The organism is Metabacillus rhizolycopersici (genome assembly GCF_020075705.1).
Genome location: NZ_JAIQUM010000095.1, coordinates 1 through 14,976, shown reverse-complemented (window position 1 = coordinate 14,976; position 14,976 = coordinate 1). Strand labels below are relative to the sequence as shown.

Annotated in this window: 12 protein-coding genes and 1 pseudogene; 12 read left to right on the top strand and 1 reads right to left on the bottom strand. The window is 36.9% G+C overall.

Annotation, left to right across the window (positions count from 1 at the left end; genetic code table 11):
- The 7 genes and pseudogenes from K9V48_RS24250 to K9V48_RS24220 form a co-directional block, all read left to right on the top strand.
- The coding region (locus K9V48_RS24250; RefSeq protein ID WP_224141679.1) for a hypothetical protein at positions 1-1,010 on the top strand (1,010 nt) is incomplete at its 5' end.
- An 18-nt stretch (positions 1,011-1,028) separates the two neighbouring features.
- A complete protein-coding gene (locus tag K9V48_RS24245) occupies positions 1,029-1,421 on the top strand; it encodes a UCP033725 family protein (RefSeq protein ID WP_224141678.1) in 393 nt (130 codons plus the stop codon).
- A gap of 571 nt (positions 1,422-1,992) precedes the next feature.
- A pseudogene (locus tag K9V48_RS24240) lies at positions 1,993-2,145 on the top strand (transposase); the annotation flags it as partial.
- A gap of 49 nt (positions 2,146-2,194) precedes the next feature.
- Positions 2,195-2,485, top strand: coding sequence for a hypothetical protein (locus K9V48_RS24235; RefSeq protein ID WP_224141677.1), 291 nt, complete (start codon positions 2,195-2,197; stop codon positions 2,483-2,485).
- A gap of 10 nt (positions 2,486-2,495) precedes the next feature.
- The gene (locus tag K9V48_RS24230) at positions 2,496-2,981 is read left to right on the top strand and encodes a UCP033725 family protein (protein ID WP_224141676.1); all 486 of its coding nucleotides are present in this window, start codon (positions 2,496-2,498) and stop codon (positions 2,979-2,981) included.
- Positions 2,982-3,095: 114 nt separating this feature from the next.
- On the top strand, positions 3,096-3,548 hold the full coding sequence (locus K9V48_RS24225) for a hypothetical protein (RefSeq protein ID WP_224141675.1): 453 nt from the start codon (positions 3,096-3,098) through the stop codon (positions 3,546-3,548).
- 415 nt (positions 3,549-3,963) lie between these two features.
- On the top strand, positions 3,964-7,281 hold the full coding sequence (locus tag K9V48_RS24220; protein WP_224141674.1) for a choice-of-anchor I family protein: 3,318 nt from the start codon (positions 3,964-3,966) through the stop codon (positions 7,279-7,281).
- Between the two features lie 136 nt (positions 7,282-7,417).
- On the opposite strand, the gene pepT is transcribed toward K9V48_RS24220, so the two are convergent.
- Entirely contained in the window at positions 7,418-8,656 is a 1,239-nt protein-coding gene (pepT, locus tag K9V48_RS24215) for a peptidase T (protein ID WP_224141673.1), read from the bottom strand.
- Between the two features lie 442 nt (positions 8,657-9,098).
- Between pepT and K9V48_RS30035 the strand changes: the two genes are divergently transcribed.
- The 5 genes from K9V48_RS30035 (at position 9,099) to K9V48_RS24190 (ending at position 14,350) form a co-directional block, all read left to right on the top strand.
- Complete coding sequence (locus K9V48_RS30035; RefSeq protein ID WP_438803919.1) at positions 9,099-10,250, top strand: SEC-C metal-binding domain-containing protein; 1,152 nt, start codon at positions 9,099-9,101, stop codon at positions 10,248-10,250.
- A gap of 598 nt (positions 10,251-10,848) precedes the next feature.
- A complete protein-coding gene (locus K9V48_RS24205; RefSeq protein ID WP_224141680.1) occupies positions 10,849-11,586 on the top strand; it encodes a threonine/serine exporter family protein in 738 nt (245 codons plus the stop codon).
- Between the two features lie 309 nt (positions 11,587-11,895).
- The gene (locus K9V48_RS24200) at positions 11,896-12,333 is read left to right on the top strand and encodes a threonine/serine exporter family protein (RefSeq protein WP_224141672.1); all 438 of its coding nucleotides are present in this window, start codon (positions 11,896-11,898) and stop codon (positions 12,331-12,333) included.
- A gap of 78 nt (positions 12,334-12,411) precedes the next feature.
- Entirely contained in the window at positions 12,412-13,311 is a 900-nt protein-coding gene (gene purU, locus K9V48_RS24195) for a formyltetrahydrofolate deformylase (protein ID WP_224141671.1), read from the top strand.
- Between the two features lie 217 nt (positions 13,312-13,528).
- Entirely contained in the window at positions 13,529-14,350 is an 822-nt protein-coding gene (locus tag K9V48_RS24190) for a uroporphyrinogen-III synthase (RefSeq protein WP_224141670.1), read from the top strand.
- The last annotated feature ends 626 nt before the right edge of the window (positions 14,351-14,976 follow it).

Genomic DNA, 14,976 nt, shown 5'->3' with positions numbered 1-14,976 from the left:
AGTATTTGACGGGCAAGGATATGTTTGGGAATGCGTTGACAGAAGAACAGCAGCAGAATAGTCTTTATCAGGCGCTTGGGTTGTTGGCTGTTGGTGGTGGGGCTTATTATGTTAATAAGTTGCAGGCGGAGAATGCGGTTTATCAGGTGCCGAGAAGCCAAGTTGGAAATGGAAATAATCTTGAGATAGGTACTAAGGGTATTGATAATGTTGGTAAGAGTTTTAGCGAGGTTAGAAAACTAAATGGTTATGCAGACTTAATGAGCCCAGAAGATGCGAAACGATATGGACAGTTTTGGGATAAAGTAGATATAGGAATGACTAATGAGGCCCGAGTTGCGACTAGTCAAATGGATTCTTCCAGTTATGTCAATGGTATTCTTCCTAAGAAACTAAAAGAGCATAATTTAAGTTACGATGAATTTACAAATTTACGGTTAAAACCCGACTACACGCTAAATGACAGTGAAAGATTAATTATGCAAGATATTCGTGACTCAGTCCCTCGTCCAGATAAAAATACAACCTTAATAAAGAACTTCCATGAAAGAGATATTCAAAAATATCTTGATGGTGATTATACCTCAGTTAAGGGTTTTGTGGCGAAGGCAGAAGATAGTTCTCATATACATAATTATTCTCACGTTCGAGAGTCAATGAGATTAGATTATTCTTATTACGATGAATATGATAAAAAAGTAGTTATACCTTATCCTGAGGATGGAAATAGTTATGGCTATATTGAATTCAAAGTGCAGAACCCAGAAATGCTTTCTCCAGAACTTTTAGAGATCCCATATGGTCATAATATGGAAAAACCATATAGTGGATGGGAATATAATGAGTGGCCATGGACGGGAAATGGGTTTACTGCGTCTAGAAATGGTGAGGTTATTCCTGAGTGGACATTAAACAAGTTTATTGATTTAAGAGAAGGAGCAAAATTACACAGAGTAGTTGATGGGGAAGATGAAGTTATTGCTATTTTTAACGGTAAGGTTTTTAAGTAGAGTAGTGAGGTGATCATAATGTTAAAATCAGGTATGTATGGAAAATACAGAGGAATCGAGTATGAAATAACTGTAGACATGGATAATAATGTGAAAATAATGACTGAGGATAAGGGAAAAATTGATGAAACATTTGCAGATACTTATAATAGTGGGCTCTACAATAAGATAGTCAAGCCTAGCGAATTAAAGGATTGTGTAAGCATAGTTCCTTATGGGATTATACAAGGGGAGAAAGTCCAAATTTTACAGGAAAAAGAAAACAAATACCAAGTGGCCACAGGTTCTTTACTTGTGGGAAGTAATCTAAATCTGCCTAGAGTAGATCGTGATACATGGCTTGGTTGGATTCCGAAAAGTAAAGTTAAATTAATAGAAGAAAAAACAATAGTCAATCCGGAAGATTTATAATAAGAGAGACATAGTAATTTAGTCTTTGTTGAAAAAACAGAAAAATGGAAGTTGAATATATAAAGTAAATAGAAAATACAGAGGACCTAGTCTCTATTGAGAATAGGTCTATTCTTTTAACATTAGGATACACGAAGGTCTGATGACCATATGGAAGGAAAGAAAGATTGCACTCTTACCCGGGGAGGTCTAACTGAAACGCCAAGTACACTTGGTAACCTATCTAGAAATAGATAGTTGAACAGTTAGAAGTCAGCAGAGGCCATAGTACCATGAATGGGAAGAGCTGAACCATGAAGAAGTGCCGAATAAACTCAAATTTCACTTGTTCGTTGAAGCAGACAATCTGAAGATGGACTTACTTAGTGGAAGAAATGGTGAATCCCATAGGAAACACTAAGAGGGCTGAGAATTTAAGTGGCAAGGAGAGACAGAAAGGCATAACGGACAGTGAGATACCAAACCTTTGTCCGTTAGAATTCGTGGAACCTCCATATACGGAACAGTATTATGTACGGTGGTGGGAGGAGCGAGGGTTAGTCGCTCCCTCCTACTCGATTTAACGAATTAGCTTCGAACTTTGGCTTTTCCACCAGAACAAAAGAATATGCAAATTGATACTATTCGTACACGGCTCATTAAAGTGGCCAGTAGATTTGTAAAATCAGGACGATCCCTTTACTTCAAATTGTCTTCAAGTTTCGTCTATCCAGAACTCTTTTGAAAGGTACTTAGTCGAATTCAAAAACTGCAGCTAGAATAAGATAACCCGTATGTCCATTTTTAAAAATCAATATAAGACCAAAGGGTTAGTCTGTCTAAAAACGACCATTTTAAGCGAACCTAGTCAACTAACGATACCTAGGTGGGAGCCTGAACCTGATTCATATCCTTATACTGGTAGAGGGTTTACGGGGAGTAAAGAGATAGTATTGCCTGAGTATTATCAGCAAGAGCGCCCATTTGTGCATGGAGATAAATTAAAGATAATTGATGCAAATACTGGTGAGGTAACCACAACTTTTATTTATGATAAGAAATTAAAGTGGATAACTTTAGAATGAGGTGATGAGATTGAAAAAGACTTATGGTATTTTTAGAAATAAAGTATATAAACTCGATGTTTATAGCAGCCAACAGTTAGAATTAAATAGTAATAATCCAAATGATAAAATCAATGGATTCACTGAATATATAGATGTTTTAGGCAATAAACATAATGATCTTTTAGTGAAAAGTGTAAATGTTGACGAATTAGAATTAGCATATGATATACAGATTAATGCAATATTTAAAGGTGAAGAGTTTGAAACATATGCAATTGGGCGTTTTAGTTTAGAGCAAAATGAGATTTCTCTATTTAGTATGCATGGTGAAGATGTTGAAAAATATGGATTTCATAAGCAGGAACAATTTGTTTTTAAAAAAGAAGTTAGTCTAGATGATATAGAGGCTTTAGTGGAAATGAAAAAGCCAATATTAAAATTCAAAGGAATAGCTGAAGAGAGAACTATTATCCCTAAAAATGAAATTGCAGAGTATATAAAAAATCTTGATTAAGTATTTATCTAATATAACACTGGATCTGGTATTGTAGCCCGGGTCCTATTTCTATTTTAGCATTCATTGGAGTAGCTTATTTTGTGAAGAATCTAATTTAAGGAGGGAAATTCGTTGAATTTAAAAGACGGAATTTTAACGGTAGGAAAACATGATTTAAAACCTTATGATACGTTGAACAAGGTAAAAACCGCTCTTAGTGATAAGTTAGAGAAATATCAAGGATTCCATGGTTGTTATGGATACGACTTTTCAAATGATTATTATATTTTTAAATTAAGTGATTCTATTATTTTGGAAGATGAAGAATTTCATATTCAACTGCTTTTTGATAAAGAAGATGAGCTTTTAAAAGTTTTTTCTTTGAGTACACAAGATTATCCAAATCCAACTAAGTACAGCGAGGTATTATCAAAAGTTTTAGAAGCAGAGATAAAAGAAGAGCATAGTGAAATGTTCTTTGGATTAAAAACGTACAATAATGGAAAAATCAAAGCTGAATGTAAATATTTTGCAAAGGACTTAAATGGTTTTCTACATATAGAGATTAATTATCCGCTTAAATAAGTGAAGTGTAGTATTTGGGCTGACGACGAAGTGTACTCTTTACTGTTTCTACAGAAGGACAGATAGGCTTTTTATGTAAAGTTAGTGAATAATTTACGAAAATAGACCTAGTCTCTTTTGAGATTAGGTTTATTTGTATACTCGTTAAACCATAAGTAAATTCTGTTACCTTCATAAGCGTTTTCTAGATAAACCAGCATAGTAGAAACAAAGAATAAAACTTCTTTTATACAATCCTATCAATCTCTGAGTGAAATAGCAGCTTACAACCTTTACAAAACCCTTACAAAAATTTTACAAAATTCTGATAGATTCTACAAACTTTTCATTTATGCTAGTAAGTAGGTCATAAGATACAGGGGAAGTAGGATCAAAAGTATTAATTTCAATAAAACCATACTTAGGGGGATTAATGATGAAAAGCAAGGGTATGTTTCATAAATTAGGAACAGTTTCTTTAGCTAGTGCTTTATTACTTTCAAGTACTCCTTTAGGCGCAAATTTTGTAAGTGCTGAAACGGATGCAAACTCAAAGTTGATTATTAATGAAGTATACGGAGGTGGAGGAAAGGTTTCCAAGGATGGAACAATTCCTGCTCCATTTAAGTATGATTTTATTGAATTGTACAATCCAACTAACGAAGATTTGGCGCTTGATGATTTTACGCTAACGTATACGAATGGTAGCGGAAAGACAGTTCAAACGTATGAATTTAAGGAAGGTCACGTCATTAAAGCAAATGATTATCTCTTGCTCCGCGGTGAAGCAACGCTTGGAAATACAGGTGACAAGGGCTACGGTGATGTATTTAAAGCAGATGTTTATTTTGACACACCTGATGCGGGTATTGGCATGAGTGATGAAAAGGGAAATGTTGAACTTAAAAAAGGAGAAACTTTGATTGATGCGGTTTCTTACGGTAATCCTGATATTCAAAAGGGTGAAGGAACGCCAATTACAGGAGTTACCTTTGATAAGTCTGTAAAACGGATTGATTTTCTGGATACAAATGATAATAGTGCTGACTTTGAAGTTGTAGCTCCATCCCCAACGATGTCTGGGCACATAGAAGGAGAAGTTGAGCTGATTGAACTGTTAAAGATATCTGATATTAAGGCTCAGACTGAACTTGCTGGTAAGCAGGTAACGGTTGAAGGAGTAGTTTCTGCAGCAAATGTGAAGGCAAGTGCAGATAGCAATAATTTATTAACATATATCCAAGATGAAAGTGGCGGAATCATTGCTGTTGGTCTGGATGCTAAAAAAGGACAACGGGTTGAAGTAACAGGTACTGTACAAGAAGAGAATGGGGCTGTTTCCTTGTTAACACAAGAAGTTGCCGTTCTTGATGCAAATGAAGGAGATGTACCTGTTAAATCAGTCCCTTCCAACGAAGCTATAGCAAATGAAGGTTTGTTGGTAAGTGTGGAAGGTGATGTGACTGCTAAAGCTGAGGATACACTTACGATCAATAATGAGTTGACGGTATATATAGATTCCGCTGTTGGTTCAACTGCTTCTGTAGAAGTTGGACAATCTGTTACAGTGACAGGCGTGATCGTGATGGATGAAGAACAGCAACCACGTCTCGTATTAGACAACATGGACAAACTTGTTGTAAATATAGTCGAAGATGTAAAGGAAACGAAAATTCCAAACACAATTGAGATTGAGAAAATTGCTGGTTTTAGCACAGGTCTGACCGATGAAGATGGTGGAGTAGCTGAAATTGTTAAGTACAACTCTGATAACAGCAAGTTCTATGTTATAAACGGAAAAAGCCAAACAATTGATATCGTCAGTCTTACTAGTCTGACTTCTGAAAAAGGACAACAGCTTCAAAAAGAGAAGTCGATTAACATTGCAGATGCTGTAAATACTGATACATTCCAATACGGTGATTTAACAAGCGTTGATATTAACACATCTAAAAAGGTTATTGTTGCAGCGGTTCAAGATAAGGATTATACGAAAAATGGTAAAATTGTCGTAATGAATTATGACGGTGAGATCCAGAAGTCATATGATACAGGTGTGCAACCGGATATGGTGAAAATGACATCTGACGGCAATTTCATTTTATCAGCTGATGAGGCGGAGCCACGTGAAGGTCTAGTAAATGGAGTAGACCCAGATGGTTCTGTTACAATTGTTGACACTGAAACAGGTACATCGACAATTGTGAAATTTGATGATGTAAGTGTTATTGAAAATGATGTTCATATCCGCAACAACGGGACGAAGGCTGTTGCAATTAGGGATTTAGAACCTGAATACATTGCGTTATCGGATGATGGGAAAAAGGCATATGTTTCGTTACAAGAAAATAATGCGATTGCAGCGATTGATGTAGAAACAGGTAAAGTGATATCAGTGAAGTCACTAGGATACAAAGATCACTCTTTACCAGGTAATGAGCTTGATGCTGCTCGAAACGATAAGATTGAAATTGAGCGTTTGCCGATTTTAGGATCTTATATGCCGGATTCAATTGCACATGTTAGCATCGGTGGTATTAGTTATCTAGTGACAGCCAACGAAGGTGATGCAACTGAGTGGGAAGAGTTTGAGAATATTACAGACTTTAAAGATGTAAAGAAAAACATCACACTTGATTCAAGTCTTTTTAAAGGGATGTCTGCTGAGGAAGCACAAGCAGCATTCGATGAGATGAAAAATTCAACTGAATTCGATAAGCTCGAGGTTCTAACTGATCGTGGAAATGATGCGATTTACACATTAGGAGGACGTTCTTTCTCAATCTGGAACGCAGACACAATGGAGCTTGTATATGATAGCGGAAGTGATTTCGAGAACATCACAGCGGAGCGTCTTCCAGAAGTGTTTAACTGGTCAAATGACGATGATGCATTTGAAAAGCGTAGTGCGAAAAAAGGGCCTGAGCCTGAAGATGTGAAAATCGGGATGATTGGCGATGAGGTTTATGCATTTGTAGGCCTTGAGAGAATCGGCGGAATCATGACGTATAACATCTCAAATCCTGCGAATGCAAAGTTTGCTAATTATACAAATAGCAGGGATTTCTCAGCTAAGGTTGCAGGTGATGTAGCTCCAGAGGGACTTGAATTTGTCTCTGCAGAGTTAAGTCCAACAGGACGCCCGTTTGTTCTAGTAGGAAATGAAGTAAGTGGAACGGTTTCTGTGAATGAAGTTAAGGTGGATCCAGTCAAAGTTATTCAAGGTATTACTCTTGACCAACAGCAAGCAAGCTTAGAGGTCGGTGAAACAGTAAAGTTAAATGCAAGCATTCAGCCAGCGGATACAACAGAAAGTAAAGAGTTAATTTGGACAAGTTCAGATGACAAGGTTGCGACTGTAACGAGTGAAGGTGTTGTCACTGCAATCTCAGCAGGAAATGCCGAAATCATGGTTCAAACAAACGGTGGAAAGCATAGCGCAACGGCAGAAATAACGGTCACTCAGCCAGCTGCAACTGATGAAGATGAAGACGATGTTAATGGAACGCCAGTACCTGGTTCCAATGATGATAACAAAGATGATGAAAACAAAAACAATAATGCCGATAACAAAGAAAGAAATGGAAACGAGGAAGACAAAGGTCAGGGAATTCCAACTGTTGAAACAAACGGCAATACACTACCAGACACGGCAACAACGAATTATCAATTCCTTTTATGGGGAACAGTGATTCTTGTAGCAGGTGGCGCTCTATTTATCATTTACAAGCGAAAAGGTGCAATAAAAGAATAATCGTGTAGATTGAAGATTCGTTATCCTTTACATTCGCTCTAATTTCTCGTTAACATCATGACTACTTGGTATTTTGGAGTAATTGGAGAACGGAAAATGACTAAGTGCGTATCAAGCTACTTAGTCATTTTTCTATTTACTTACTAGATCTTTCTTCAAACAGCTTGATGATTTCAATTACTGTATTCGTTGCTTTAACCATATTTTCAACAGAAATAAATTCAAATTTCCCGTGGAAGTTCTCTCCGCCTGTAAAAATATTTGGTGTAGGTAATCCCATATAGGAAAGCTGTGATCCGTCCGTTCCACCTCGAATTGGTTCTACAATTGGTTGGATATCTAAGTTTTTCATTGCTTGATAAGCAACATCAACTATGTACTTAACGGGTTCAATTTTATCCCTCATGTTATAGTATTGATCATTTAGTTCTAAGATAATCATTTCCTGTCCATACACGGCTTTGAATTCGTCGACAATTTCAATGATTTTTTCTTTTCTTGTTTGAAATTGTAGTTTATCATGATCTCGAATGATGTAATGAAGCTTTGTTTCTTCGACATCACCTGTTACTGAGAGTAAATGATAGAAGCCTTCATAGCCTTCTGTGAATTCAGGTGCTTCCTTACTTGGAAGTTTACTGTTGAATGCCATCGCGATTTTGGCTGAGTGGACCATCTTGGCTTTTGCTGTTCCAGGATGGACGTTATTCCCTTTAAATGTAATCTTAGCAGCAGCTGCGTTAAAGCTTTCGTATTGGAGCTCGCCTAGGGGACCACCATCTACTGTGTAGGCAAAATCTGCTTGAAATGCAGCCACATCAAATTTATGAGGACCTCTTCCAATCTCTTCGTCTGGTGTAAAGGCGACTCTTACCTTCCCGTGTTTGATTTCTGGATGTTTAAGTAAATAGTCCATTGCAGTCATTATTTCCGCAATTCCTGCTTTGTTATCAGCACCTAATAACGTTGTACCATCCGTAGTAATGAGTGTGTGACCTACATAATTTTCTAAATTTGGATAATATGTAGGGGAAAGGATGATTGGTAATTCCTGATTTAATGTCAGTTCGTCTCCAGTATAGTTTTCGACAATTTGCGGTTTAACATCGGTACCTGTAAAATCTGTAGCTGTATCAATATGGGCCAAAAATCCAATTGTCGGGATTTGCTTATCTGTGTTAGCGGGAAGGGTTGCCATTACATACCCATTTTCATCAATTGTGACGTCCTCCATGCCAATCTCATTTAGCTCTTTGACTAGCATATTGGCAAGAATCATCTGACCGGGCGTCGAAGGACAGGCTTCATTGTCTTCATTTGATTGTGTATCTACTTTTACGTAACTTGTAAATCTTTCAATGATTTTATTTTTCATGCCAATCACCTTTCTTATAGTGGGATCGTTTTATTGCTGCTAGATGGGCGGTAAAACGTTTATCCCGCATTAACGGGCAGTAATACCCCCTACCTCTAAGTTTGAGTGAATCAAAGAAGCGAAGGTGGGGGAAACTGCCCGTAAAAGCTAAGATAAGTCTCGCTAACCATCAGTGGGGATAGAGAAAACCCCCACTGATGGAAGTCTCGCTTTATGAGGGAAGTTCCACCTTATTTTATCATTTTCGAAACTAGTTCGCATGTTAACAGCTGTATGGATCGATTGATCGTCAAAAAATAGATTATTAAATTGGAAGGGGGCCGTATTGTTTCCTCGTGTTACTCATGTTAAAACATATATAGAGCAATAATTTAATCGAAAATTTAAACGTGATACATAAAAAATGACTTAGTTTAAATTTAAAGATAGTGAGGGTATAAGCATGGACTTTAAAGACAGAATTGAACCATTCCTAACAAGTGATGATCCAATCATCCTGGATTTTGTCACACACACCTTACATGATTATCCTAATGTTAGTGAGGAGTGGATTGAAAGGTTAGTAGATGAGGCTACACAAAATGAAGAAAAGGCAAGTTCCATCTTAACCTTTTTACGTGTTGACTCTATGCATGAAGAGGTTGCGGAAATGTTAGTTCAGGGCGTGAACCATGCTTCAAAAGGCACTCGTAATTTATTTCGTTACTTAGTATATGAATTAGTACCTGACATGGCCTTGAAGCATAGAAATGAGATATCCTTACATCTTACAAAAGATTATTGGGAACTATACGAGATTTTAGTTAACGGGTCCGAAAAGGATGTTAGGAAAGTATACGGTGATATCCTCCATAAGTTAGAGGTAGAAGGAACGTATAGTAGTAATTTATATAGGCAGGCGAAGAAGGTTGCGTATACGCTCGTAAAAAATGGGTGGGTAACAGGAGAAGAGATTGAACGTGAGTTAGAAGAAAACTTAAAACAAGAATGGTTTAATTATAGTGGAATTCTTGCTGTCTATATGATTGGTCTATTGAAAATGGATACATATATACATAAGTTGGTTCCGCTGCTTGTGAGCAATGAAGATATCCTACTAGAGGAAGTTGCTGCAACGTTGATATCCTTGCAATCAGATGAGGTTGTAGAAGCGGTTGTTCCTTATCTCCTTAAGGAAGAATCAAATATTTTTGCTGCATCAATCGTTGAGAATATTAAAACTGATTATGCTGTAGAAGTTTTACGAAATGCTTATCATCAGGTGCATGATGATGATGATGATACTAGGGCAATTATTATCGAAGCACTTATTCATCATTTAAGTCCAGTAGCTGAACCGGAAATAAATGAGTATGTAAGTAAGCGACCTACCTCTTTTTTTGTTGAAATTGAGAGGCTAGCTTATAGCTATTATAAAATCATGGGATTCGATCACCCGCTTCTTAATGAGTGGACAGATATGATCCAAAATAGAGGTAATGAAGAACATGAGGCAGAAAATATCCCCAATCAGCCGATAAAGGTTGAAAAGGTAGGGAGAAATGATCCATGTCCTTGTGGGAGTGGAAAAAAATATAAAAAGTGCTGCGGATAAGCAAAATCCCCTTACGATAATTTGATTTTACATAGTAAGGGGGTTACAAATGAATGAATGACATTATTCTGGTTAATGTCATGTGCTTATAAAAGTTTGAAGTTCCTTCGTTTTAGCTCTTGTAGAACTGGTAAAGCTAAAAAGGTTAATGGTAAATGTGGATAGAAGCATTCTAAAAAAACATATACTCGTTCAATGGGTCCAACGGTAAATAAGCTTTTTTTTACCTTGAACGACAATAAATCGAAAGTAGTGGAGAGTAATGAGATGAGTATAGCCATCGGTAAAACTTGGAGAGAGACTTTCTTTTAAGATCAATCGTTATTTCGCCCCAGTAGTCCTACATTCCACCAACCCATTTATTTGTAATGGCTAATACTCTTTCCATAATCTCCGTTACACTCATCAATTGATTTTCCAAATTCCTAACTACAGTAGCTTTTGTTTTCATAAAAATGAATCCATATAGGCAAAAGCCTAAAATGAAAAGAGGGAATTCACATAAGCTTTTTCTTTATTAGACTAAAAGATGTCATCGAGATAATGGGGTGAATCGAAGTTGAAGTATGAACAAAAACAAAATCAAACGATTGAAATTATGGAAGTATGTTTATTAGCGGGGGAAATCATGCTAAGGAGTGGTGCAGAGACCCATCGTGTGGAAGATACAATGGTGAGAATCGCAGCAGCTTATGGAATTCTGCATACTCATAGCTATGTAACGCCAACGGCTATTATCTTTTCAAGCGGCAGTCATTCCCCTACAGAATTAGTGAGAATTTCAGATCGTTCAACTGATCTTCAAAAGGTCGCAAAAGTAAACAGTGTTTCAAGGTTAATTAGTAGTGGGGAACTTACAATTAAAGAGGCATTTACGCAGCTTAAAGAGATTGAACAAGATGCACAAGCCTATCCAATTTGGTTACAAATCATTGCAGCAGCTTTAGCCAGTGGCTGTTTCTTGATAATGTATCAAGGTGGATGGGGTGACTTTCTACCCGCAGTAATGACAGGGGCAATTGGGTTCTCATGCTTAATTTATTTTCATCAACTGGTTGAAATTAAGTTCTTCGCGGAATTTTTAGCTGCCATTATCATTGGATTGCTATCTGTTTTGTTTGTAACCTTGAGCCTTGGTGCGGATCTGGATAAAATCATTATTGCTTCTGTCATGCCGCTAGTACCGGGGTTGTTAATTACCAATGCAGTTAGAGACTTAATGGTCGGACATTTAGTGTCTGGTATGTCAAAGGGAGCAGAAGCATTTCTGACATCGTTTGCGATCGGATCGGGAGTTGCTGTTGTATTTTCATTTTTATCCCGCATCAACGGATAGTAACACCCCCAGCTACTTTGAGCCTCTTAGTGAATCGCGAAGAAGCAAAGGTGGGCGGGGAATTGTCGGTAAAAGTTAAGGTGAGACTCGCTATTCGTCAGTAGGGATAAAGAAGACCCTACTGACAGAAGTTTCGCTAAAAAAGGTATTTAACAACTAAGAAGTATAAATGTGGGACCTAGTTTTACTGTCTAGGGCCAAATCAAAGGGAGTCTTGATGAGTATGCCGACTGCGGTGATAAGTGTAGGCAAAGAACCTCCTTCTAAGGCCTTTACGTTTTAAGTTTGTTATAAAGGAGGCTTACATAATTGATTGAACATCTTATTACTAGTTTTATTGCGTCAGCTGCTTTCGGGATCATCTTTAATGCACCAGTCAAAACCTTACTTAAATGTGGATTTGTAGGGATGGTAGGCTGGATGATTTATATGGGTATTACTTATTACACGATGGATAGCATATTTGCGTCAGTCATTGCATCCTTCGCGATAGCAATTATTAGTCAATACTTTGCAAAAGTGTTTAAAACACCTGTCATTATTTTTAATGTTTCTGGAATCATCCCGTTAGTACCTGGTGGAAAAGCCTATGATGCGATGAGGCGAGTTGTAGAAGGGAATTTTAATGCGGCCATTCCTCTTTCGGCAGAGGTCGTGTTGATATCTGGATCGATAGCAATTGGATTAGTCTTATCAGAAGTAATCAATCAGATTATTCGAAAAGGTAGTCTACGGAAAAGCATCTAAAGTTATTTTGGTAAAATTCTTAACCATTAGGACAGTCTAATGTATAATATTTTCATCACGGATAGAGAGGTAGTAATTATGAATTCATATATAAACGATCAAATTGAAGTATTTAAAGAGCGCAATCAAAACCGTGGACGTCTCTTAGTTAGCTGTCCGGATCAACCTGGAATTGTCTCAACAATCTCAAAATTTTTGTTTTCACATAATGCAAATATTATTGAATCAAGTCAGTATTCAACAAATCCTGAGGGTGGAACGTTTTTTATTCGGATTGAATTTGAATGCCCTAATTTAAAGGATAAGGCGAAGGAAATGGAAATCCAATTCGCTGAAATTGCAAGCGCGTTTTCAATGGATTGGAACTTAACCCATGTTTACAATGTGAAAAAGGCAGCAATTTTTGTATCAAAAGAGCTTCATTGCTTGCTAGAGCTTTTATGGGAGTGGCAAAGTGGAGATTTAATGGCAGATATTGCCCTTGTTATTAGTAACCACGAGGATGCGAGAAGTGTTGTAGAATCGTTGGATATCCCATTCTATTACATTCCAGCTAATAAAGATATTCGTGAGCAGGTCGAAGAAAAACAGTTACAGCTACTAGAAGAGCATGACATCGATTTAATCGTATTGGCACGATATATGCAAATTTTAACGCCTAAATTTGTAGCAGCAAACCCGAAAAAAATCATTAATATTCATCACTCCTTCCTACCTGCCTTTATTGGGGCTAGACCATATGAACGAGCATACGAACGTGGTGTGAAACTAATTGGCGCGACATCTCATTATGTCACAAATGAACTTGATGAAGGCCCAATTATCGAACAAGATATAAGTCGTGTAGATCACCGTGATCATGTTGATAGCCTGAAAAAAAGCGGTCGTTCAATTGAACGAAGTGTCCTAGCTCGAGCTGTGAAGTGGCATTTGGAAGACCGGATAATTGTTCATCAAAATAAAACGATTGTATTTTAATGTCTTTATTTAAGTCAATTTAAAAGCGACCTATGTGCCTGAGGTTGATCAAGGCGCATAGGTCGCTTTTTTTCTTTAATTTATAATGGGAATTTTAGAACTGAGTTTAATGCTACAGAAGGTAATAACTTTTTGAATTGTTGCAAAATTACGTTAATGTTATCGAGGGAAATGATGATACAATAGTACAAGTGGGAAATTATAAGGGGGGATTGTCGTGAAGCGTCTAAATGGTAAAACTATCGCGTTAGTTGGGCAAAGAAAATCGGAAGAACTAAGTAAACTTGTTGAGAATTTAGGTGGCGTCGCTTTAGTGCGTCCAGCACAAGGGACTGTCTTCCTTGATGATTCAAATGTTGAAAAAGAGATCCATGAATTGGTGAATGGGAATTTTGATTGGCTTATTTTCACGACAGGATTAGGAACAGACAAGCTCTATCAAACCGCAGTAAATATTGGCTTAGGTGATAAGTTCATAGAAGCATTAAAAAATTCGAAGATTGCTGCAAGAGGCTATAAAACTGTCAATGTATTAAAAAAGTTAGGCGTAACGCCTGACGTAAGAGATGATGATGGGAGTACGGCTGGGTTAGTAAGAGAATTAAATGCACATCAATTAACAGGCTGTCGTGTTGCACTCCAGCTCCATGGCGACCCAGCTCCACTATTAATTGATTGGCTTGAAAAGCAAGGTGCTGAATTTAAAGAAATCTTACCTTACAAGCATATCCCACCTACACCTGAAGTGATGGAGCAGCTGATTGGTGAAATAGTAAGAGGTGAGATTGATGCAGTTAACTTTACGAGTACACCTCAAGCACGCTTTCTAATGGCTTATGCAAAGGAGAAAGGTCTAGAGGAAGAACTCTTAACAGCCTTTTCAACAAATGTTATCGCTGTTTCAGTTGGGAAAGTTACTGCACAAGCATTGCGAGAGGTTGGCATTACTAGAATGGTTGTTCCAGAAGAGGAGCGAATGGGTAGTGCGATTATTGCGCTTGTTCGCCATTATCAAGAAGAAGCAAATAGTGATCAATAACAAGGAAAGAATCATAACTAATGAAAGTTTCGTATGATAATGTGGTTAAAGAATACGATTAGTAAGAGATAGAAATATATAATAGGAGAAACTCGTCAAAAAAGTAGCCTTTACTCAATAGGAGTAAAGGCTTTTATAGAGAAAAGGGGGGATACTAGATAGTATGGCTAACTTAGTAAATTAATATACATCTACTTTCAAATAATGATAGGGTTGAAATACATTTCTACGGATTAAATCTATTTTATTATCAAATAAGGAGGAGTTAGTTTATAATGAAGACCCTATTTGTATGAGGATTGAGTAATATTCTTATTCATAAGAATCAATTTTGTAAATTAATTTCATTTATCCGTTGACAATTAAAAGAATATATTATAAGATTAGATTCTTGTCGAGTTGATAGATAAACAACTTTTAAAAAACATTTTAAAAAGTGTTGACTTAATAATTCGTAAGTGATATATTAGTAAAGTCGCTTCTGAGAGAAACGACAACGCAATGATCTTTGAAAACTAAACAAAACCAAGCGTGCCAACGTTAATTTCGATTAACATAAACGTACTATATAGTACAAAACTTATGAGCAAGTCAAACACTTTATTGGAGAGTTTGATCCTGGCTCA

What these genes read in the sequence shown, in the direction of transcription:
- K9V48_RS24245 (WP_224141678.1), top strand. Translation starts at nt 1,029, where the DNA reads ATGTTAAAATCAGGTATGTATGGAAAATACAGAGGAATCGAGTATGAA.
- K9V48_RS24235 (WP_224141677.1), top strand. Translation starts at nt 2,195, where the DNA reads ATGTCCATTTTTAAAAATCAATATAAGACCAAAGGGTTAGTCTGTCTA.
- K9V48_RS24220 (WP_224141674.1), top strand. Translation starts at nt 3,964, where the DNA reads ATGAAAAGCAAGGGTATGTTTCATAAATTAGGAACAGTTTCTTTAGCT.
- pepT (WP_224141673.1), bottom strand. Translation starts at nt 8,656, where the DNA reads ATGAAAAATAAAATCATTGAAAGATTTACAAGTTACGTAAAAGTAGAT.
- K9V48_RS30035 (WP_438803919.1), top strand. Translation starts at nt 9,099, where the DNA reads ATGGACTTTAAAGACAGAATTGAACCATTCCTAACAAGTGATGATCCA.
- K9V48_RS24205 (WP_224141680.1), top strand. Translation starts at nt 10,849, where the DNA reads ATGGAAGTATGTTTATTAGCGGGGGAAATCATGCTAAGGAGTGGTGCA.
- purU (WP_224141671.1), top strand. Translation starts at nt 12,412, where the DNA reads ATGAATTCATATATAAACGATCAAATTGAAGTATTTAAAGAGCGCAAT.